The 21,690-nt window shown below is 68.9% G+C and carries 20 protein-coding genes and 1 pseudogene; 7 read left to right on the plus strand and 14 right to left on the minus strand.

What is annotated here, in order from left to right:
* From AC1DXV_RS16605 to dusB, 7 genes are all read right to left on the minus strand, one after another.
* A partial coding sequence (locus AC1DXV_RS16605) for an alpha/beta hydrolase (protein WP_477934569.1) occupies positions 1–438 on the minus strand: 438 nt, incomplete at its 3' end.
* Between the two features lie 11 nt (positions 439–449).
* Positions 450–998 (minus strand): crossover junction endodeoxyribonuclease RuvC, encoded by a 549-nt coding sequence (gene ruvC, locus AC1DXV_RS16610; protein WP_477934589.1) that lies wholly within the window; start codon positions 996–998, stop codon positions 450–452.
* 15 nt (positions 999–1,013) lie between these two features.
* A complete protein-coding gene (locus AC1DXV_RS16615) occupies positions 1,014–1,982 on the minus strand; it encodes a phosphatidate cytidylyltransferase (RefSeq protein ID WP_477934571.1) in 969 nt (322 codons plus the stop codon).
* Positions 1,982–2,602 (minus strand): lysophospholipid acyltransferase family protein, encoded by a 621-nt coding sequence (locus AC1DXV_RS16620; RefSeq protein ID WP_477825615.1) that lies wholly within the window; start codon positions 2,600–2,602, stop codon positions 1,982–1,984. The genes AC1DXV_RS16615 and AC1DXV_RS16620 overlap by 1 nt, the downstream gene beginning before the upstream one ends.
* Before the next feature lie 22 nt (positions 2,603–2,624).
* Positions 2,625–4,208 (minus strand): bifunctional phosphoribosylaminoimidazolecarboxamide formyltransferase/IMP cyclohydrolase, encoded by a 1,584-nt coding sequence (gene purH, locus AC1DXV_RS16625; RefSeq protein ID WP_477866970.1) that lies wholly within the window; start codon positions 4,206–4,208, stop codon positions 2,625–2,627.
* 14 nt (positions 4,209–4,222) lie between these two features.
* The gene (locus AC1DXV_RS16630) at positions 4,223–4,459 is read right to left on the minus strand and encodes a Fis family transcriptional regulator (protein WP_047500781.1); all 237 of its coding nucleotides are present in this window, start codon (positions 4,457–4,459) and stop codon (positions 4,223–4,225) included.
* Positions 4,456–5,514: a tRNA dihydrouridine synthase DusB gene (dusB, locus tag AC1DXV_RS16635; protein ID WP_477866968.1), complete on the minus strand. Its 1,059-nt coding sequence runs from the start codon at positions 5,512–5,514 to the stop codon at positions 4,456–4,458. The genes AC1DXV_RS16630 and dusB overlap by 4 nt, the downstream gene beginning before the upstream one ends.
* Positions 5,515–5,579: 65 nt before the next feature.
* Between dusB and AC1DXV_RS16640 the strand changes: the two genes are divergently transcribed.
* Both AC1DXV_RS16640 and AC1DXV_RS16645 read left to right on the plus strand, forming a co-directional pair.
* A complete protein-coding gene (locus AC1DXV_RS16640) occupies positions 5,580–6,062 on the plus strand; it encodes a YqaA family protein (RefSeq protein ID WP_477866966.1) in 483 nt (160 codons plus the stop codon).
* Between the two features lie 146 nt (positions 6,063–6,208).
* Positions 6,209–6,961 (plus strand): hypothetical protein, encoded by a 753-nt coding sequence (locus AC1DXV_RS16645; protein ID WP_477934573.1) that lies wholly within the window; start codon positions 6,209–6,211, stop codon positions 6,959–6,961.
* A 135-nt stretch (positions 6,962–7,096) separates the two neighbouring features.
* Here the strand turns inward: AC1DXV_RS16645 and AC1DXV_RS16650 are convergent, their stop codons facing one another.
* A complete protein-coding gene (locus AC1DXV_RS16650) occupies positions 7,097–7,624 on the minus strand; it encodes a phasin family protein (RefSeq protein WP_477866962.1) in 528 nt (175 codons plus the stop codon).
* Positions 7,625–7,829: 205 nt separating this feature from the next.
* Here AC1DXV_RS16650 and AC1DXV_RS16655 point away from each other — a divergent pair, with 205 nt between their 5' ends.
* Entirely contained in the window at positions 7,830–9,827 is a 1,998-nt protein-coding gene (locus tag AC1DXV_RS16655) for an SDR family oxidoreductase (protein WP_477934575.1), read from the plus strand.
* Here the strand turns inward: AC1DXV_RS16655 and AC1DXV_RS16660 are convergent.
* The 6 genes from AC1DXV_RS16660 to AC1DXV_RS16685 are packed head-to-tail and all read right to left on the minus strand — an operon-like array spanning position 9,777 to position 16,113.
* Entirely contained in the window at positions 9,777–10,709 is a 933-nt protein-coding gene (locus AC1DXV_RS16660) for a nucleotidyltransferase domain-containing protein (protein WP_477934577.1), read from the minus strand. The genes AC1DXV_RS16655 and AC1DXV_RS16660 overlap by 51 nt on opposite strands.
* 20 nt (positions 10,710–10,729) lie before the next feature.
* The gene (locus tag AC1DXV_RS16665) at positions 10,730–11,953 is read right to left on the minus strand and encodes an MFS transporter (RefSeq protein WP_477934591.1); all 1,224 of its coding nucleotides are present in this window, start codon (positions 11,951–11,953) and stop codon (positions 10,730–10,732) included.
* 5 nt (positions 11,954–11,958) lie between these two features.
* Positions 11,959–13,044, minus strand: coding sequence for a phosphotransferase family protein (locus AC1DXV_RS16670; RefSeq protein WP_477934579.1), 1,086 nt, complete (start codon positions 13,042–13,044; stop codon positions 11,959–11,961).
* A 38-nt stretch (positions 13,045–13,082) separates the two neighbouring features.
* A complete protein-coding gene (locus tag AC1DXV_RS16675) occupies positions 13,083–13,889 on the minus strand; it encodes an SDR family oxidoreductase (RefSeq protein WP_477934581.1) in 807 nt (268 codons plus the stop codon).
* Positions 13,890–13,909: 20 nt separating this feature from the next.
* Positions 13,910–14,926 (minus strand): Fe(II)-2OG oxygenase family protein, encoded by a 1,017-nt coding sequence (locus AC1DXV_RS16680; protein ID WP_477869364.1) that lies wholly within the window; start codon positions 14,924–14,926, stop codon positions 13,910–13,912.
* Positions 14,927–14,985: 59 nt separating this feature from the next.
* On the minus strand, positions 14,986–16,113 hold the full coding sequence (locus tag AC1DXV_RS16685) for a phosphoenolpyruvate carboxykinase (ATP) (RefSeq protein WP_477934583.1): 1,128 nt from the start codon (positions 16,111–16,113) through the stop codon (positions 14,986–14,988).
* A 283-nt stretch (positions 16,114–16,396) separates the two neighbouring features.
* Between AC1DXV_RS16685 and AC1DXV_RS16690 the strand changes: the two genes are divergently transcribed.
* The 4 genes and pseudogenes from AC1DXV_RS16690 to AC1DXV_RS16705 form a co-directional block, all read left to right on the plus strand.
* Positions 16,397–17,782, plus strand: coding sequence for an FAD-containing oxidoreductase (locus tag AC1DXV_RS16690; RefSeq protein WP_477869368.1), 1,386 nt, complete (start codon positions 16,397–16,399; stop codon positions 17,780–17,782).
* Positions 17,783–17,838: 56 nt separating this feature from the next.
* A complete protein-coding gene (gene acpA, locus AC1DXV_RS16695; protein ID WP_477934585.1) occupies positions 17,839–19,479 on the plus strand; it encodes an acid phosphatase in 1,641 nt (546 codons plus the stop codon).
* Positions 19,480–19,503: 24 nt separating this feature from the next.
* The gene (locus AC1DXV_RS16700) at positions 19,504–20,292 is read left to right on the plus strand and encodes an ATP-binding protein (protein WP_477934587.1); all 789 of its coding nucleotides are present in this window, start codon (positions 19,504–19,506) and stop codon (positions 20,290–20,292) included.
* 424 nt (positions 20,293–20,716) lie between these two features.
* Positions 20,717–21,690 (plus strand): annotated as a pseudogene (locus AC1DXV_RS16705) (hypothetical protein); the annotation flags it as partial.

The raw sequence follows: 21,690 nt of genomic DNA on the forward strand, positions 1-21,690 counted from the left end.
GTGCCCGATCGAGTCGTCCTGCGGCAGCAGCCGCTGCGAGAAGCCCTGGCCGCGGTGGTCGTGGATGTAGACCGAGTAGCCGCTGCGCACCAGGTCGCGCACCGTCTCCTGGTACAGCGCCAGCCCTTCGGTGCGGCCGGTGGAAATGACGATGCCGCCGCGCGTCTCGGCGCGGTGCTGGTACAGCCGGTAGTGGATCTTCACGCCATCGGCGCCGGTGAAGGCGCCGCGCGTGAGCTGGGCCTCCTTCAGGGCGATGGCCTCGAGGTCGGTCCAGCTCGGCGATGCGGCGAGATCGGCCTCGGCGCCGATGACGTAGGGGGCGGCGCCGGAGGCTTCCAGCGGCGGGAACGACGGCCCCTCCTGCGCGCAGGCCGCGCCCGCCACGGCCACAAAGGCGATCCCCGCGGCCACGCGCCGCGCCAAGCCATGCCACATCATCCGCATCCTCAGTACGTCCGCCCCGCCTTGAACTGCGCCCGCGTCGTGCGCGTGCGCTGCGTCGCGCGGTCGATCGCGGCGAACGACTTCGCGGCGTGCGCATGGCACACCGCGAGGCCGAGCGCGTCGGCGGCATCCTTGCCGGGCAGGCCGGGCAGCTTCAGCAGCCGCATGATCATCTCCTGCACCTGCTCCTTGCGCGCCTGGCCGTGGCCGACGATCGCCTTCTTCATCTGCAGCGCGGTGTACTCGGCCACGTCGAGGTTGCCCGACACCAGCGCGGTCAGCGCCGCGCCGCGCGCCTGGCCGAGCAGCAGCGTGCTCTGCGGGTTCACGTTGACGAAGACGATCTCGACCGACGCGCAGTGCGGCTCGTAGCGCGCGGCGACCTCGCACACGCCGTCGAAGATGATCTTCAGCCGCGCCGGCAGGTGGCCGGCGTCGGCAGCATCGGTCTTGATGGTGCCGCTCGCGACGTAGTGCAGCTGCTGGCCGTCGACGTCGATCACGCCGAAGCCGGTGGTCCGCAAGCCGGGATCGATGCCGAGTATCCGCATCACGCGCTGCCTGCGTCAGGCATCGAAATACCAGCGCACGGAATGGAAGAACACCGGCGCCGCGAACGCCAGCGGTGCCACCCGGTCGAGCAGGCCGACCGCGCCGGTGACCGACGCCCGGTTGCCCCAGCGCCGCACGCCGGCATCGCGCTTCAGCGCCTGCATCACCAGCGAGCCCAGCGTGCCGCAGCCCGAGGCGATGAAGCCGATCAGCAGCGACTGCGCCGGCTTGAACGGCGTGATCCAGTACAGCAGCCCGCCGACCAGCCCGCCACCGAGCGCGCCGATCACGAAGGCGCGCCACGAGAACGTGCGATCGATCTGCCGCGCCACCGGCCGCGCCCGCACCCGCCGGCTTGCCAGCGCCTGCACGCCCTGCGCACAGGCCACCACCAGCACCAGGTACAGCACCAGGAAGGCACCGCGCCCCTGGTAGCCCTCGAAATCGAGCAGCAGCAGCGCCGGGGCATGGCTCATGCCGTAGATGCACACCATGGTGCCCCACTGGATCTTCGCGGTGCGCTCCAGGAAGCGCGTCGCGTCGTTGCCGAGCGCCGCGAGGATCGGCAGCGCCGCGAACGCATACACCGGGATGAACACCGTGAACAGGTCGAAGTGGCGCGTGCCGGCGAGGAAGTACTGCGCCGGCAGCACGACGAAGAAGGCCGCGAGCAGCGCGCGGTGGTCGCCGCGCCGTGTGTGCGTCAACGTGATGAACTCGCGCAGCGCGAGGAAGCTCATCAGCGCGAACAGCAGCGTCGCGATGAACGCGCCCGAGGCCCACGCCACCCAGAACAGCACCGTGCCGATCCACACCGCGCGCAGCTCGCGGCGGAAGCGCTCGGTCAGCTCGGCCATCTCCGGCGACAGCTCGCGCAGCGAACGCGCGAAGGCCAGGCCGGTCACGATGGCCAGCAGCCCGAAGATGATCACGAACAGCAGGCCGACCTGCTGGGTCACCGTCAGTTGACGCAGCGCACCCATCAGGCCGCCACCTTGCTGAGCGCCATCACGGCCGAGCGCGCACGGTCGAGGAAGGCGCGCTTCTCTTCATCGGGCGCGAGCGTCATCGGTGCGCCGAAGGTCACCGAGCAGAGGATGGGCACCGGAACCACTTCGCCCTTGGGCATCACGCGCTGCACGTTGTCGATCCAGGTGGGTATCAGCTGCACGCCGGGGAACTGCTCGGCCAGGTGGTACAGGCCGGCCTTGAAGGCCTGCGGCTCGCCCTTGTTGCCGCGCGTGCCTTCGGGAAAGATCACCAGCGAGTCGCCGTTGCGCAGCGCCTCGACCAGCGGCTCCAGCGGGTCTTCGTCCTCGGTGCGGATGCGGCTCACGTAGACGGCGTTGAACACCTCGCGCGTGATCCAGTGCTTCAGCGGCGACGAGGTCCAGTAGTCGCGCGCGGCGATCGGCCGCGTCTGCGCCCGCAGGTCGTGCGGCAGCGAGGCCCAGATCAGCACCCAGTCGAAGTGGCTCTGGTGATTCGCGAAGTAGATGCGCTGCTCGGCCTTCGGCGGGCTGCCGTACCAGTGCCCCTGGGCACCGGTGATCAGGCGGGCGATCGACGAGAGCAATAAGCCGACGAACTCAGGACGGGTCATGCCGGGATGGTAGCCGCCGGCTTCAGTGACGGAAGTGACGGATGCCGGTCAGCACCATCGCGATGCCGCGCTCGTTCGCGGCGGCGATCACCTCGTCGTCGCGCATGCTGCCGCCCGGGTGGATCACGCAGCTCGCGCCGGCGTCGACCACCACGTCCAGCCCGTCGCGGAACGGGAAGAACGCATCGCTCGCCACCGCCGAATCCTTCAGCGACAGCTTCGCGTTCTCGGCCTTGATGCTCGCGATGCGCGACGAATCGACGCGGCTCATCTGCCCGGCGCCGACGCCGAGCGTCATGCCGTTCGCGCAGAACACGATCGCGTTGCTCTTCACGTACTTCGCGACCTTCCACGCGAACAGCAGGTCCTGCAGCTGCTGCTGCGTCGGCTGCTTGACGGTGACGACCTTCAGGTCGGCGAGCGCCAGCTCGTGGTTGTCGGCGCTCTGGATCAAGAGGCCCGAGCCGACGCGCTTCACGTCCTGCGCATTGCGGCCCTGCGACCACGGCGTGGCACCGCCCGGCGGCAGCGCGATCTGCAGCAGCCGCACGTTCGGCTTGCTCTTGAAGATCGCGAGCGCCTCGGCGCTGAACGACGGCGCGATCAGCACCTCGGAGAACTGCTTGACGACCAGCGCCGCGGCCGCGCCGTCGAGCTCGACGTTGAACGCGATGATGCCGCCGAAGGCCGAGCTCGGGTCGGTGTGCAGCGCCTTGCTGTAGGCCTGCGCCGCATCCGCGCCGATCGCGACGCCGCACGGGTTCGCATGCTTGACGATCACGCAGGCGGCCGGCGCGTCGCCCGGGCCGAACGACTTGACGCACTCCCACGCCGCATCGGCATCGGCGATGTTGTTGTACGAGAGCTCCTTGCCCTGCAGCTGCCTGCCGGTGACGAGCGAGCCCGGCGCCGGGTTCAGGTCGCGGTAGTACGCGGCGGCCTGGTGCGGGTTCTCGCCGTAGCGCAGGTCCTGCAGCTTCACGAAGCGGCCGTTGCTCTGTGCCGGGAACGCGCTGCGGCTGCCGTCCGCCTGCAGCGACGACAGGTAGTCGCTGATCGCGCCGTCGTAGTCGGCGATGCGGTTGAACGCGGCCACCGACAGCTTGAACTTCGTCTCGCGGCTCACGCTGCCGGACGCCTTCAGCTCGGCGACGACGCCGGCGTACTGCGACGCGTCGGTCAGCACCGCGACATCCTTCCAGTTCTTCGCGGCCGAGCGCACCATCGCCGGCCCGCCGATGTCGATGTTCTCGATCGCGTCCTCGAGCGTGCAGCCGGGCTTCGCCACCGTGGCCTCGAACGGGTACAGGTTGACGACCAGCAGGTCGATCGTCGAGATGCCGTGCTGCTGCAGCGCCGCCATGTGCTCCGGCAGGTCGCGCCGGGCCAGCAGGCCGCCGTGCACCTTCGGATGCAGCGTCTTCACGCGGCCGTCGAGCATCTCGGGGAAGCCGGTGTGGTCGGCGACCTCGGTCACCGGCAGGCCGGCGTCGGCGAGCAGCTTCGCGGTGCCGCCGGTCGAGAGCAGCTTGCAACCGAGGGCGTGCAGTTCGCGTGCGAGATCGAGCACGCCGGTCTTGTCGGAAACGGAAAGCAGGGCTTGCATGAGGTTGGTCTCGATCACTTGGTGAGCTTGTGGTCCAGCAGCTTGCGCCGCAGCGTGTTGCGGTTGATGCCCAGCCATTCGGCGGCGCGGCTCTGGTTGCCGTCGGCATGCTTCATCACGACGTCGAGCAGCGGCTTCTCGACGACCTTCAGGATCATGTCGTACATGGCGTTCGGCTCGACGCCGCGCAGGTCCTTGAAGTAGGTCTCGAGGCTGTCACGGATGCATTCTTCGATGTGCTTCTTGCTCATGCTTGTTGTTCGATGAGATCGTGATTCGCTGCGCCGTCGGGATGGGCCGCGGGCAGCCGATGGTGCGTGCCGGCCAGTTGATCGAACCAGTCCGTCACGGCCCGCACCTGCTCCTCGCAGGTGTCGAGCGTGTTCATGTGGGCGCGAAAGCCCTCGCCGCCTGGCAGCGTGCGCACCGCCCAGCCGATGTGCTTGCGCGCCGTGCGCACGCCGGCATGTTCGCCGTAGAGGCCGTAGTGCTCGTGCAGGTGTTCCAGCAGCCAGGTCTTGGCCTGCAGCACCTCGGGCGCCGGCAGGTGCTCGCCGGTGGCCAGGAAGTGYGCGATCTCGCGGAAGATCCACGGCCGGCCCTGCGCCGCGCGGCCGATCATCAGCGCGTCGGCCCCGGTCGCGGCGAGCACCTCGCGGGCCTTCTCGGGCGAGTCGATGTCGCCGTTGGCCACCACCGGGATGCGCAGCGCGGCCTTCACCGCGGCGATCGTGTCGTACTCGGCGTGGCCGCCGTAGCCTTGTTCGCGCGTGCGGCCGTGCACCGTCACCATCGCGATGCCGGCCGCTTCGGCGGCGCGCGCAATCGCCACCGCATTGCGCTCGGCCTGGCACCAGCCGGTGCGCATCTTCAGCGTCACCGGCACGCGGCGCGGCGCGCAGGCGGCGACCACCGCCTCGATGATCGCGAGCGCGAGCGGCTCGTCCTGCATCAGCGCCGAGCCGGCCCACTTGGTGCACACCTTCTTGGCCGGGCAGCCCATGTTGATGTCGATCACCTGGGCGCCGCGGTCGATGTTGTAGGCGGCGGCCTCGGCCATCTCCCGCGGCTCGGTGCCGGCGATCTGCACCGCGATCGGCGCCACCTCGCCATCGTGGTTGGCGCGCCGCGAGGTCTTCAGGCTGTTCCACAGCTCGCGCCGCGATGTCACCATCTCGCTCACCGCGTAGCCCGCGCCCAGCCGCTTGCACAGCTGGCGGAACGGCCGGTCGGTCACCCCTGCCATCGGCGCGGCGAACAAGCGGTTCGGCAGCGTGATGTCGCCGATGACGGGGCCGGTGGGCATGATGGGGGGAGTGCCAAAAAAGGAGGCAGAGTATAGCCCTTGGGGTCTGCGCATAATGCCCGCGGATGGATGCATGGATCGACCCGCTGATCGCGCTGCTGGCGCTGCCCCGATATGGCCTCAGTTCGATCTTCGTGATCGCGCTGGTCTCCGCCACCTTGCTGCCGATGGGCTCCGAGCCGTTGGTGGTGGCCGTCGTGAGCGCCAACACCAGCCTGTTCTGGCCGGCCGTGCTGGTGGCGACCGTCGGCAACACGCTGGGCGGCGCGATCACCTGGTGGATGGGCTACGGCGCCGAGAAGGCCTACGAACACGTGAAGCACAAGCCGCACGAGGTGCGCGTGCTGCGCTGGCTGCAGCGCTTCGGCGCGAAGGCCTGCCTGTTGTCATGGCTGCCGATCGTCGGCGATCCGCTGTGCGCGGTGGCCGGCTGGCTCAAGCTGCCGTTCTGGCCCTGCGTCGGATTCATGGCGATCGGCAAGTTCGCACGCTACCTGGTGATGACGGCGGGGATGGTGTGGCTGTTCCCGGGCTGGTTTGCGGGATGATGGGTGGTACATCAGGCACCCCATTGGTGCGAAATCAAAGCGTGATGGATTGCCGGCCGGCAGCAATTGGCGGCAAATTGCGATGACGGCGCCATGGCCCCTCGTGGCACGATCGTCGCTGAGCCCGCGGGCTGACAAGGCAAAGCATGAAGTTTCCGACCCAATCCAAGCCCGACACCAAGCCCGCCGCTGCGAAGGGGTCGGCCAAGGGTGCGGCCAAACCGGCAGGCAAGCCTGCTGCCGCAGTGGCCCGGCCGATGAAGGCGTCGGCTGCGACGCCAGCGGCCACGGCCGCCAAAGACACCAAGGGAAGCAAGGCGGCCAAGTCCGGCGCGGCCGGCAAGGCGAGTAAGCCGGCCGCGGACCCGAATGCGTTCCTGAAGAACCCGGTGCGCTGGCTGAAGCGATTGTTCCGCCGGCCTGTGCGGCTGAAGCGTCAGGGCCTGGATTTCAAGCTCGTGCTCGACGATCCCGCGACCCGCTTCGGCGACACCACGATGGACGGCCCGAAGATGACGCCGTCGGACACCGCCGACGTGCAGGCGATGCGCCTCGAACTGGGCGCGGTGCTCGACCGCGATCCGCGCTCGCGCAGCGTGCTGGTGCACCTCAACATGCTGGAGCGCGCGCTGAAGACCAAGGGCATGAAGGYCTTCGAGGACCTGCCGGCCGAACTGCTGCGCAAGGCGATGGCCCAGCTCGACACGCTGGTGATGGACTGGTCGGCGCGCGGCCTGACGCTGCTGCGCGCGCGCGCCTCGGGCACGCTGGCGCGCACGCGCATCAGCGCCGGCACGCGGCAGGCCGACTTCGGCGACACCACGCATGTGCAGGTGCGCGAAGCGAGCGTCACGACCTTCATGGAAGTCGAGCGCGAGTGGGAAGACATGAAGCGTTGACCACCGCAGAAGTTGACCACCCCCGGAGGTAGAAAGTTGACCACCCCCGGAGGCGCTGCGCGCCTTCCCCCTCAAGGGGGCGCCGCCAGCGGCCCGGCGGAGCCGGTTCCGCGGCGTCCGCTGGGCTGACCCCGCTCAGGCGGCCTTGCGTGCGGCCCGTTTGGCGGGCGTCTTGGTCGGTGCCTTCACGGGGGCCTTTGACGCGGACTTGCGTGCCACCTTGGCGGGCGCGCTGCCATTCAGTCCCGCGACCTTCGCGCTCAGTTCGTCGATGCGCTTCGTCAGCGCGGCGACATCCTTGGCGCTCGGCACGCCCAGCTTGGCCAGCGCTTTCGCGGTGCGTTCCTCGAAGATCGTTTCCAGCTTGTCCCAGTGCTGGCCGGCCTTGGCGCTCACGTCGCCGGCCATGCCGCTCATCTTGTTCGTGACCTCGCCGATCTTCTCCTCGGCCACCGCCTGGGTCTTGCGCTGCAGGCTGACACCTTCCTTGACCAGCGCGTCGAACACCTTGCCGCCTTCTTCCTGGGCCTTCGAGAAGGCGCCGAGGCCGGCCAGCCAGATCTGCTGCGCCGAATCCTTCACCGTGCCGGCGAATGCGCTGTCGAGCAGGCCGGCCGCCGAAGCGCTCTTCTTCTCGGCCATCTTCTGCAGTTTCTTGACCATGGGTTCCTCTGTGGGTTGTTGAGAGTCGATGACGTGAACGTCGCCGCGCCACTATAGGAGGGCACCTCGCACGCGGCACCGGCTTTCTCTAGGGCGCAGCCTCTATGCGGCATCGGTGGCGGGCTCGGGTAATCGCGCAGCGGCGCGCAGGCGTGTTTGGTCAAGAATCAAACCAAACCAACCCGACCGTTCCCAGGAGGACTGCATGCAGTATTTCGTCACCGGCGCCACCGGCTTCATCGGCAAGCGTCTCGTCAAGACCCTGCTGCAGCGCCGCGGCGCGACCGTCCATTTCCTGCTGCGGCCGGAGAGTGAAGGCAAGGTCGACGAGCTGCTGCAGTACTGGGGCGTCTCGAAGGCGCGCGCCATTCCGGTCTACGGCGACCTCACCGCGAAGAAGCTCGGCGTCTCGACCGACGCGCTGAAGGCCCTGAAGGGCACGATCGACCACGCCTACCACCTCGCCGCGGTCTACGACCTGGCGGCCGACGAGGAAAGCCAGGTGCGCGTGAATGTCGAAGGCACGCGCAACGTCGTCGAGTTCGTCCGCGCGATCGATGCCGGCCACCTGCACCACGTCAGCTCGATCGCCGCCGCCGGCCTGTACGAGGGCGTGTTCCGCGAGGACATGTTCGACGAGGCCGAAGGCCTCGACCACCCGTACTTCATGACCAAGCACGAGAGCGAGAAGATCGTGCGCAAGGAGTGCAAGATCCCGTGGACGGTCTACCGCCCGGCGATGGTGGCCGGCGATTCGCAGACCGGCGAGATGGACAAGATCGACGGGCCGTACTACTTCTTCAAGCTGATCCAGCGCATGCGGCAGATCCTGCCGCCATGGATGCCGAGCGTCGGCCTCGAGGGCGGCCGCGTCAACATCGTGCCGGTCGACTTCGTCGTCGCGGCGCTCGACCACATCAGCCACGCGAAGGCCGAGCTCGACCGGAAATGCTTCCACCTCGTCGACCCGCAGGGCTACCGCGTCGGCGACGTGCTCGACATCTTCAGCAAGGCCGCGMACGCGCCGAAGATGAACCTGTTCATCAATGCCGCGCTGCTGGGCTTCATTCCGCGCAGCGTCAAGAAGGGGCTGATGGCGCTTGCGCCGGTGCGCCGCGTGCGCGCCGCGGTGATGAAGGACCTCGGGCTGCCGGAGGACATCTTCACCTTCATCAACTACCCGACGCGCTTCGACTGCCGCGACACGCTGGCGGCGCTGAAGGGCTCGGGCATCGCCTGCCCCGACCTGCGCGACTATGCGTGGCGGCTGTGGGACTACTGGGAGCGCCACCTCGACCCGGCGCTGCTGATCGACCGCTCGCTGCGCGGCACGGTGGGCGGCAAGGTGGTGCTGGTGACCGGCGGCTCGTCGGGCATCGGCCTCGCGGCGGCGATCAAGTTCGCCGAGGCCGGCGCGATCACGCTGATCTGCGCCCGCGACGAGGCCAAGCTGGCCGAGGCCCGCAAGGAGATCCTGCTGGCCGCCGGCAAGGACGCGCGCGTCGAGACCTTCTCGTCCGACATCGCCGACGAGGCGAGCTGCCGCGACCTGATCGACTGGATCAACGCCAACTTCGGCGGCGTCGACTTTCTGGTCAACAACGCCGGCCGCTCGATCCGCCGTGCGATCGAGAGCAGCTACGACCGCTTCCACGATTTCGAGCGCACGATGCAACTGAACTACTTCGGCTGCCTGCGCGTGACGATGGGCCTGCTGCCCGGCATGGTTGCGAAGAAGAAGGGCCACATCGTCAACATCAGCTCGATCGGCGTGCTGACGAACGCGCCGCGCTTCTCGGCCTACGTGGCCAGCAAGGCGGCACTCGACGCCTGGACGCGCTGCGCGTCGAGCGAGTACGCGGATACCGGCATCACCTTCACGACGATCAACATGCCGCTGGTGCGCACGCCGATGATCGCGCCGACCAAGATCTACAACAACGTGCCGACGCTCGCCCCCGAGGAGGCGGCCGACATGATCGCGCAGGCCTGCGTCTACAAGCCGGTGCGCATCGCGACGCGGCTGGGCATTGCCGGCGAGGTGCTGCATGCGCTGGTGCCGCGCATCGCGCAGATCGTGATGAACACCAGCTTCCGGATGTTCCCGGACAGCTCGGCGGCCAAGGGGGACAAATCGGCCAAGCCAACGCTGTCACCCGAGGCGATGGCCTTGCAGCAGATGATGCGCGGCATCCATTTCTGACCATCCCGAAGGCTCCGGCGCATCAGAGACGTACTCGCGCACCGGGACCTTGCCGGCGCTCGCTTCCATCCAGCGCTCGGACGCAGTGGCGATCTGCTCCAGGTGCTGCTGCGCCGCGCAGGTGCCCTTGCTGCGCTCGGGCAGGTCGCGCAGGATCTCCCAGCAGGTGCGCCGCAGCATGTGCAGTGCCGCGGCCAGCTGCAAGGGGTTGCCACCGAGCTGGTTCGACGCACTCTCGATCTCGCGCACCACGCGGTCGCTGTCGAGGCCGTCGCGCACGATGCGCTTGACGCTGGCGACCGGATCGTAGGCGCGGCCCAGCTGGAACAGGCGCAGCGCGATCGCGATCGCGACCAGGCTGGTCAGCACGTGGCGCGCCGCGAACAGCTCGCCGCGCGTCAGGTGGCGGCAGATCGACATGTGCGCATAGGCCACGTCGAACTGGGCGCGCGCCGCGATGCAGTCGTTGGTCAGCTGCCGGGCCACCGCCGCCTGCAGCGGCATCAGGTGCCGCGCACCCCACAGCGGCCGCCAGCGCAGCACGCGCTCGACGACCGGCAGCGTGTCGGGCGTCACGACAAAGAGTTCCAGCTTGAAGCCGTCGGCATACAGCACCGAGGTGCGGCAGCCGAAGCCTTCCTTCCACGCGGGACCGCCGACCAGCTGCACCGGCTCCGCGACCAGCGGCAGCAGCGCCTCGCCGATCTGGCGGGCGCCTTCGACCAGGGCGCCCTCGGCGAGCAGCACGACGAGGTCGAGATCGGAGTGGTCGTCGTGCCGACCGCTGGCTTGCGAGCCGCCGAGCGCGACCGCCAGCGCATGCGGGCAGTGGCGCAGCGTGGCCTGCGACAGCTGTTCGGCGAGGCGGGTGCAATCTCTCATGCGGGCTCCCGGCGTGGAGGTCATGCGTGGAGCGCCGCGGTGGCGCGGGCCCGCTGGGCCAACGCGTCGCGCGTGGCGATCACGAGTGCGCCGGCGGCGGTCATCGTGGTCGCCAGCGCGTACACGCAGGGGCCCCAGGTCGGCAGCACGCGGCTCGCGACCCAGGCCGCGCCGGCCATGCCGATGCCGTGCGCGCAGGCGGTGTAGAGCGCCTGGCCGGTGATGGCGTAGCGGCCTGGGCTCAGGTCACGCACCCACAGCGCGCACAGCGCGTGCGTCCAGGAGAACGAGGCGACGTGCAGCATGAAGCCGAGCAGCAGCCACGGCAGGCCGTCGTCGGTGGCGAGCAGCGACCAGCGCAACAGGGACAGCATCACGACCACGCCGAACAGCCGGGCGTTGCCCCAGCGGGCGCGCAGGCGGTCGAAGGCCGCGAAGCCGAGCGTCTCGACGCCGAAGGCCGCGCACCACAGCGCGGCAATGGCCGGACTGCCGATGCCGCGCTGCTGCAGCAGCAAGGTGGCGCTGCTGTAGAAGATGCCGTTGGCGCCGATCAGCAGCGTGGCGCCGACGAGCAGCAGCACGCCGCTGAGGGTGGCAAGCGACGCGGGTGCGCGGGCGATGCCGGCATGCGCGGTATCGGGCAACTGCGCGGGAATCTGCGTAGGCACCTCCACCATGGACCGCACGGCCGACTGCATCGCGCGCAGGCTGGTGATCAGCACCAGCGCCGACACCAGCACCAACAGCGGCAAGGCGGCCTGCTGCCACGCGGCCGTGGCCGACCACAGGCCGCCGAACAGCAGCACGCCGGCACACACCGAGGCCGAACCGAGCGCCCGCATCGAGCCGTAGCGCACCGCGCCGCCGGCACCCCGCAGCCGGGTGGCGAGGGCCTCGAGCAGGCTCTGGCAGTAGTTGCGGCAGGCGGCCATGACGACCACCGCGAACAGCAGCCCGGCGAAATGCGTCGAGGTGCCGAGCAGCCAGGCGGCACCGGCGACGGCCCAGGCGGCCACCCACAGCAGGCTCGACTGGCGCCGCGATGCATCGGCCCACCACGCGAGCAGCGGCCCGGTGACCAGCTTGACGCCGAACACGGCGCTGAAGATCCAGGCCACCTCGTCGGGGGCCAGCCCCTTGTCGCGCAGGAAGGGCGGCAGGTAGCTCAGCAGCACGCCGGCCGGCAGGAAGAAGCCGATGTAGCCGAGGGGCAGGTGCCATGCACAGCGCATGCGTCTCATCAGGCTCACAGCTGGCGCTCCAGCAGGCCCAGGCTCCACTCGCGCACGCGCCGGCCGGCCGCGTCGTCGAGGTGGCCGGTCCAGACGGCGCGCGTCGGGCCGGCCAGCCGGTACAGGCACTGGAAGGCCAGGTGCAGGTGCAGGCGCCGCCGCCAGGCCGGCGGGTCGGCCAGCAGCCGCGCACTGGCGTAGTGGTCCCAGGTGCGGGCGACGAGGGGGAGCGCGTCGCGGTCGTGGTGCAGCGCGCGGATCACGTATTCGCTCAGCAGGTAGGCGAGGTCGTAGCAGCCTTCGCCGAAGTGGCCCTGCTCGAAGTCGATCACCGACACGCCATGCTCGGCGTCGACCAGCACGTTGCGGGAGTTCAGGTCGCCGTGCACCGGCTCGGCTTCGAGCACGAGGTAGTCGTGGATGAAGGCCAGCGCCGCGCGATGCAGGTGCGCTGGCAGTTCATCGATCAGCCGGGCATATTGCAGCTCGATCTTGAAGGCCTTGAAGGGCCGGCTCGCGGCGAGCAGGCTCTCGCGCGGCTGCAGCGGCAGCGCGTGCAGTTGGCCCAGCCAGCGTGCGATCGAACGCAGGGGCAGCTCGATGTGGGGCTCGGGGCCGGCGGCGGTGGTGGTGGTGTCGGTGGCGTCGATGTTGCCGCTGGCCTGCAGACGCTCGTACAGCGGCGTGCCGGCTGCGGCATCCATCGCGATCACGTCGTACTCGCTCTGGATCGCGACCAGCGCCGGCACGCTCAACGGCGGCGTGCCGGTGTGCATCGCACTGGCCCGCGAGGCCAGGTCGTGCCAGCTGCAGGCGACGAGGCAGCGCTGCGCCGCGCGTGTCGGCAACGGCGGGAAGTCGCCCGACAAGGCCGTTTCGGTGAAGCGCTTCAGGTAGTGCGTGCCGGACGGCGACGTCACCTTCAGCACGCGGTTGAACAGGCCGCCGGTGACCGGCTCGATCTGCTGAGGGCTCGGCCACAGCAGGCGGGCGACCTGGATCATCTCGCTGTCGACGCCCACCCCGACCTCGGCCGGGGGCGGGGGGAGCGGCAGGCTGAGTGCGGGGAGCGTGACGGTCACGGTAGCGGTGTGGGACATGGTGGAGGCCTGTGATGGAGGAGGGCAAGGGCGCGGTGTCAGCGCGCCGGAACCGGTGGGTGTCGATGGATGCCGCGCACGTACAGGCTCTGCGCGACCGGGAAGAGGCTGATTTCCTGCACGTTGACGTGCGCGGGCTGCTGGTGGATCCATTCGATGGTGCGGGCCAGGTCGTGCGCTTCGAGCGGCGCGAAGCCTTCGAAGCGGGCGGCGGCATCGAGGCCGGGCTGGCCGTCGAGCAGGCCGGTGCGGGTGGTGCCGGGCTGCACGCAGCTGACGCGCACGCCCGAGCCGTGCAGGTCGGCGCGCACGCAGCGCAACAGCTGCTGCGTGTAGGCCTTGCTCGCGGCATAGGCCGCCATCAGCGGGGCGGCGTCGTGCCCGGCGATCGAACCGAGCACCACCAGCGTGCCGCTGCCGCGCTGCAGCAGCAGCCGGGCGAGGTCGCGCACGACCAGCGTGGTGCCGAGCACGTTGGTGTTGATGGTGGCGTGCAGCTCGGCATCGCTCATCGCGGTGAGCGGCGCCCCCTGGAAGGCGCAGCCGGCGCAGTGCACGGCGAGTTCGATGTCGTGCAGCCGCAGGCGGCCGCGCTCGGCGAGCTGGTCGAATGCGGCGTGCAGGCCGGGCCGGGCGACATCGTGGGGCAGCGCGATGAAGCGGCGCGGCCAGTCGCGTTCGAGTTCAGCCAGCAGCGCGGCGTTGCGCGCGATGCCGATCACGCTGAAGCCGCTCGCCAGCAGGCCCTGCGCGACCGCGCGGCCGATGCCGCGGCTCGCGCCCGTCACGGCACACCAGCGGGCGGGCGCGAGGCTGTCATCCATCGCGGTCATCGGTTGGGTCATCTATTGGGTCATCCCTTGGGTCACCCGTTGACCAGGTACGAGCTGCCGGGAACCAGGTGCGGCTGATGCGGCGCGATGGCATGGACGTTGACCGTCTTGATGCTCCAGCGCCGGTGTTGAGCGGCTTCGTTGCGCACGATGCCGATCTCCTTGCCGTGCAGCGACAGGTTGTTCGAGATCGAGACGAAATCGCCCGGGCGCATCAGCACCCGGCGCTTCATCGCGTGCAGCGTGGCGGTCAGCCGCTTCACGGCACGGGTCGCCGAATCGGTCAGGCCCTCGGTGCGGTTCTCGAAGAAGCGCAGGTCGACCTCGCGCGTCAGCACCGCATGCTCGGACGCCTTGCCCAGGGCCACGTTGCCGCCCACCATCGACAGGTCGTCGAACGGCGTGTAGAACGCGGCTTCGCGCAGCACCGCCAGCGTGTCCTTGTCGAGTGCGGCCAGCACGTCGCGGTTGGCCACGAAGGTGGTCCAGATCTCGTTGTCGTCGCAGCTGCGCAGCGCCAGGATGTTGACCAGGTCGGGGCGCACGAAGTGGTTCGCCAGGTCCTTGTGGAAATGGATCGGGCCGAGTGCCTTCTGCGATTGCGAGTCTTTCAGCGCATCTTTCGGGAAGATGTCCTGGAAGACATCGCCGTCGTTCACGTTCAGGTACGAGATCGGGTGCTCGCCGGCCACCTCGGCATACAGCTGCAGGAAGCCTTCGGCGACGAAGCTGCGCTTCAGCCTGTGCTTGTCGGCCACCGGGTCGACATTGCCCAGTTCGGGCAGCAGGCTGTCGATCGGGCCGTTCTCGACGAACACGAACGGCCGCTCGTACGCGGACGCGCGCCGGCGCCCCTCCATGAAATCGCGAAAGCGCGCGAGGTTCGGATCGCCGGCGACCAGCATGCGGATCTCGTGGCTGAACGCCTCGTAGGCCTTGTACGGGCTCACACGGATCGATTCGAGGCGCCGGACCAGCGCGCTGCGCTCTGCGTCGCTGAAGCTGAAATCCAGCGGCAGCTCGCGGCATCGGGTGTCGAGGGTGGTCATCTTCTGTTCTCCCTGAAGGTCGGGTGAGGGTGAGGGTGCGGATGCGGTTGGGGTGGCCGTCAGCGATCGAGCAACTGGCGCAGCCCGTGCTTGCCGCAGACCGGGTCGATCGTGATCTCGAGCCAGGGCACGTCGGCGGCGCGCAGCCAGCCGAGCGCCGCGGCACCGGGCTCCGGCCGCTGCGCGAAGCCTCGCGTGTCGCCGTGCCAGCACGGGAAATCGGGGTCATCGGCCGGGAACAGCGCATCGGCGATGTCGGCATGTTGCAGGCCCGCGGTGCTGCCCGAGGCATGCACGGTGACGCCGGCGGCATGGCCCGGCTCGAGCGTGGCCCGCACCACGCCGGCCAGCGGCGCGCGCGGCACGTACAGCGTGCCCAGCACCTCGGCCAGCAGGCAGGGCGCGACGATGCGCTTGTGCTGCTGCGCGTAGCTGCGCCGGTACAGCGCCCGGTCGCAGGTCTGGCCGACATCGATGTGGCGGCGCTGCAGGTCGCGCAGGCCGGCGTCGAAGATGCGACGCAGCTCGGGGTAGTCGACGATCGTGCCTTCGCAGTACGACAGGTAGCTGGGCCACGACCACACGCTGCGCCCGTCTTCGGCATCCAGCAGCACCCGGTCGTTGGCGARCGGGCGCGCGCCGTGCCGCAGCACCATGTCGATGAACAGCGTCGACTTGCCGGCCCCCTTGCAGCCGAGGAACAGCCAGGCCCCGCCATCGAGCACCACCGCGCTCGCATGCAGCATCGGTGCAAAGCGTGGCCCGCGGCGCCACAGCGTCAGGTTGCGCGCGGCGTGGAAGATCAGCTCGCTGGAGCGCACGGCGCGCATCGGGTCGATGTGCACGTCGAGGCAGGCGCGCCGCGCATCGTGGCGGAACAGCATGCCTTCGCCCGGCAGGTGGATGGCACCGCCGGCATCGATGCCGGCATCGGCCGGGCCTTCGAGGTTCCAGTGCGGGTAGTTCAGCGAACGGTGGAATCGCGCGTGCGCCGGCCAGCCGGCGGACGCATCGGCCAGCTCGGCGGCGCCGGCATGGTGCACGCGGATGTCCATCGCCGGCATGGCGCCCGGCTCGATCACCGAAGGCTCGTAGGAGCGCGCGATGCGGTCGAAGAACCAGGCATCGCCGAACGCGCTGTGAAGCAGGAACTGGCTGTCGAGCAGCCGATGACGACTCGTGTCCACGCAGGCCTCGAAGACGCAATGTTCCTCGGCGGCAAGGCAGCCGAGGCCCGGTTGAAGGGGGAGCGTCTCCGTGTGGGAGTCGTGTGCCGCATGACAGGCGGCCGGCTGGGTGGGGGCACAAGAATTCTTGTGAGCCCAGGCGGCAAAGTCTACGGAGCCGGCACGGGCGGGTCAAGCGCCCCTGCGTCGAAGAGGGCTGTCAGTTCGCTGTCTCGAATCCGACCAAGGCAGGGTTTTTTTGATGCCGGCGCATGATGCGCGGCAGCTTCCATGGAGGATTCTGATGACACGCCATTTCGACGCCATCGTGATCGGCAGCGGCCAGGCCGGGCCGTTCCTCGCGGCCCGGCTGTGCGCCGCCGGCATGAAGACCGCGCTGGTCGAGCGCGAGCACCTGGGCGGCACCTGCGTCAACGACGGCTGCATCCCGACCAAGACGCTGGTGGCGAGTGCGCGCACCGCGCATGTCGCGCGCCGCGCGGCGGACTACGGCGTGGTGATCGACGGCGCGGTGCGCGTCGACATGAAGGCGGTGAAGGCGCGCAAGGATGCGATCGTCGCGCAGTCGGTGGCGTCGCTGTCGTCGTGGCTCGGCGGCATGGAGAACCTGAGCCTGCTTTGGGGGCACGCGCGCTTCGTCGGGCCGCACCGCGTGCAGGTGGGCGACGAGGTGCTCGAGGCGCCGAAGGTCTTCATCAACACCGGCGCGCGTCCGATCGTGCCCGACTGGCCCGGCATCGCCGACGTGCCGGTGCTGACCAACACCTCGATGATGGCGCTCGACGTCGTGCCGGAGCACCTGCTGGTGATCGGCGGCAGCTACATCGGGCTGGAGTTCGCGCAGATGCACCGCCGCTTCGGCGCACGCGTCACGGTGCTGGAGCATGGCGGGCGCCTGGTGTCGCGCGAGGATCCGGAGGTGTCGGCCGAGGTGCGCGCGATCCTCGAGCGCGAGGGCGTCGAGGTGCTCACGATGGCGCGCGATTTCTCGCTGGCCCGCGCTGCCGATGGCGCCATCCGCCTGAGCATCCTGCAGGACGGCCGGCCGCGCGAGCTCACCGGCAGCCACCTGCTGGTGGCCGTGGGCCGCCGCCCGAACACCGACGATCTCGGGCTCGAGCACGCCGGCGTGATCTGCGATGCACGCGGCTACATCGAGGTCGACGACCAGCTGCGCACCAGCGTGCCCGGCCTCTGGGCGATGGGCGATTGCAACGGCCGCGGCGCGTTCACGCACACCTCGTACAACGACCACGAGATCGTCGCCGCCAACCTGCTGGACGACGATCCGCGCCGCGTCAGCGACCGCATCCCGGCCTATGCGCTCTACATCGACCCGCCGCTCGGGCGCGTCGGCATGACCGAGGCCGAGGTGCGGGCGAGCGGGCGCGATGCGCTGGTCGGCGTGATGCCGATGACGCGGGTCGGCCGCGCGAAGGAGCGCGGCGAGACGCAGGGCTTCATGAAGGTGCTGGTGGATGCGCAGACCGAGCGCATCCTCGGCGCGTCGCTGCTGTGCATCGACGGCGACGAGATCGTGCATTCGCTGCTCGACGTGATGGCGGCGAACGCGCCGTACACGGTGATCGCGCGGGCGATGCACATCCACCCGACGGTCAGCGAGCTGATCCCGACCTTGCTGCAGCAGCTGAAGCCGCTGCCGAAATGACGGGAGGAAATGAAGGAAGATAGCGCTCCCTCGAAGAACAACCAGGAGAGCGACCGATGAAGATCCGTGCCACTGCCGTCGCGCTGGCGGCCTCCCTTGCCGCGTGCGGCACCCCACCGCCGGCGGGCGGACCCGTCAGCGATGCGAAGCTGCAGGACAGCATCCAGACGGTCGTCGTGATCTTTGCGGAGAACCGCGCCTTCGACACCCTGTACGGCCTGTTCCCCGGTGCCGACGGCATCCCCGGCGTGAACCCGTCGTCGCGCGGCACCTGGCAGCCGCAGACCGAGCGCGACAGCAACGTCGTGCTGCCCAAGCTGCCGCAGACCTGGGGCGGCGTCACCGCGGCAGGGCAGGCGGTGACGCTGGCGCAGGGCGCGACTGCGAACCAGGACAACCGGCCGTTCCAGATCGATGCCGATGCGGGCTACCAGGGCAGCGGCGTGAAGGTCGGGCAGGACGTGATCACGCGCGACCTGTACCACCGCTTCTTCGAGAACCAGATGCAGATCAACGGCGGGCGCAACGACAAGTTCGCCGCCTGGGCCGATGGCGGCRGCCTGTCGCTCGGCTACTACGACGGCAGCCGGATGCGGCTGTGGCAGATCGCGCAGCAGTACGTGCTGGCGGATCGCTTCTACATGGGCGCATTCGGCGGCTCGTTCCTGAACCACCAGTACCTGGTGTGCGCCTGCGTGCCGGTGTACCCCGATGCCGAGCAGTCGCCGGCCAAGGGCTCGATCTCGGCGGTCGACCGGCTGGCCGACGGGCGCTGGAGTTCGAAGCTCACGACGCGGCCCGATTCGCCGTCGTCGGCGATCGCCGGGCCGCCGAAGTATGTCAACAGCAGCAACCTGACGCCGGCTGATTACGCCGGTGACGGCAAGTACTACGCGGTCAACACGATGCAGCCGGCGTATCAACCGAGCGGCGTGCCGCCGGCGGCCGCGGGCAGCGACCTGCTGGCCGATGCGGGCAAGGCCAACACGCTGCCGCCGCAGACGCAGGCGACGATCGGCGACATGCTCGACCGCAAGGGCGTCGACTGGGCCTGGTACGGCGGCGCGTGGAACACCGCCACCGACGAGGGCCGGCAGCCGGCGGCGGTGGCGCGCAAGGTGATCTATGCGTCGCCGATCGGCTTCCAGACGCACCACCAGCCGTTCAACTACTACGCGACGGTCGACCCGACCGATCCGGCGAAGGCCGCGTACCGCAAGGCGCACCTGAAGGATTTCGACGAGAGCTTCCTGAAGGATGCGGCCGCGGGCACGCTGCCGCCGGTGACGTTCTACAAGCCGCAGGGCAACCTGAACCAGCATGCGGGCTATGCCGACGTGGCGTCGGGCGACCAGCACATCGCCGACCTGATCGCGAAGCTGCAGCAGAGCCCGCAGTGGAAGCACATGCTGGTGGTCGTGACCTACGACGAGAACGGCGGCTTCTGGGACCACGCGCCGGTGCCGAAGGGCGACGTGTGGGGGCCGGGCACGCGCATCCCGGCGATCATCGTGTCGCCGTGGGCGAAGAAGGGCTTCGTCGACCACACGCCGTACGACACCGGATCGATCCTGCGCTTCATCACGCGGCGCTGGCAGCTGGAGACGCTGCCGGGATTGAAGATGCGCGATGAAGGACTCGCGAAGAACGGGTCGGCGGCGATGGGGGATTTGACGCAGGCGTTGAATCTGCGTTGAGCGATGGGGTCAGGAGATCTGACTGTGTTTTCTGAAGAGCTGGTGCCTGGGGCGACGCTGGACGATCTGGTCCCGCAGCTGTGGCAACGCTTTGTCGGTCCACGCATTGCCGACAGCCGGGACGTGCTGCTGGACAAGCTGGCCGTGGCCCGTGGGGATGCGGATGGGGCGCTGCGTCCCACGGTGTCCGGTGTGTTGATGGCGAGCGAAGATCCGCGACGCTGGTTGCCCAACGCGTTCATCCGGGCGGTTGCCTACCGCGGCACCGATGTGCTGCCGCCCGGCGAGGGCACCTACCATCAGATCGACGCCAAGGACCTGGCAGGGCCGCTCGACGCGCAGGTGCTGGCGGCCTGTCACTTCGTTCGCAGGAACATGCGGATCGCGGCGACCAAGCGCGAGGGGCGGCGTGACCTGCCCCAGTACGACATGAACGCCGTGTTCGAGGCCCTGGTGAACGCCGTGGCGCATCGCGACTATTCGATCCATGGCGCAAAGATCAGGTTGCGCATGTTCTCGGACCGCCTGGAGTTGTATTCGCCGGGCGTCAGTCCCAACACCATGACGGTCGACAGCCTGCCCTGTCGACAGGCGGCGCGGAACGAGGCCATCACCAGCCTGCTGGCCAAGTGCGTGGTGCCCGACGATGAGCGCGACCTGACGGGGCGCAGCGCGATGATGGACAAGCGCGGCGAGGGTGTGCAGATCATTCTCGACAACAGCGAGCGCCTGTCGGGCAAGTGCCCGGTCTACAGGTTGGTGGACGAGTCGGAGTTGCTGCTGACGATTCCGGCGGCGGGGCCTGTGGATTGATCGTCGTCCTCGGAAAGGAACGTCTCCATCGTTTCTGCACACTGATTTCGTATCTGCGCGGGCGCGCGCAGATACGCAAATTGGCGATGGGTGTCATCGTCAATCGGTGGCGTGTCGCAGGCCGCCGACGGCCACACGCAACGCTTGCCATCGATTCAGGTCGGCGGTTCAATGCGCGCAGTGCGCGGGCCAGGCAGTCCCCTTGAGAGGGTGTGGCAGCGCGAATCGATCAACCGCTTGCCAAAACTCGACCATGAACACGACGACCCATGCAGGGGTCCTTGCTGTCACGACCTGCCTGCTTCTGCCTGCTGTTCCCTGCCACGCTGACATCCCACCTCCGCCGGTGTCTCCGACGCCGGTCCGTGCGTATGAGTACGACGCCGAAGGAAACATCACAAAGATCACCCGTGATCCGGGCGGGTTGAACGTTCAAACGCGTGTGGGCTATGACCCGCAGTACCGCGTGAAGGAGCTGACGGATCCGAAGAACGGCAAGACCGCGATTGAGTACGACGGAGGCCGCCGACCGACGAAGGTGACCGACCCGCGCAGCCTGGTCACGCAGTACCCGCGCAACGGCTTCGGCGATGCGATGCAGTTGATCAGCCCGGACACCGGCATCACCAACATCACCTACGACGCTGCCCGTCGCCTGAAGACCCGCACCGACAGCCGTGGCGTCACCGAGACCTACACCTATGACCTCGAAGGCCGGCTGACCAGCGTCGTCTACACGCAGAGCGGTCAGCCGAGCCAGACCATCACCTGGACCTGGGACCTCACCGGCCCGGACTACACCTACAGCATCGGCCGTCTGAGTCGAACCGATCACCCGGCCGGCTTTGCCCGTGTCAAGTACGACCCACGGGGACGGATCACCGAAGTCGTGCAATCGGTGAACGCCAAGGCCGGTGCGAACACGGAGCCGATCGTGACGACGGTGAAGTACGCCTACTCGCACGGCGACCTGATGACGATCACCTACCCGTCAGGCCGGGTGCTGGTGATCACGCGCGATGTCGGCGAACTCATCGGCATGAGCCTGGCCAAGGACGCGGGCAGCACGCCCGTCTCGCTGATCAGCAACGTGAAGTGGGAGCCCTTCGGCCCGGTGAGCGGCTGGGACTGGCACATGACCAGCGGCCTCGTGACTCACATGCGCTTGTTCGACTTGAGCGGTCGCATCGTGCGCTACCCGCTGGGCAATGCGCTGCGCGACGTGAGCTACGACGCGGCCGATCGCATCAGCGGCTTCACGCACCTGCTAGCCAGTGACGGTACCGCGCAACCAACGCTGGATCAGAGCTTCAGCTACGACGAGAACAGCCGGCTCACCAGCATCACGACGGCCGCATCGAGCTGGTCGATCGCCTACGACCCGAACGGCAACCGCAC

Source organism: Rhizobacter sp. P3_C12, from assembly GCF_056402735.1.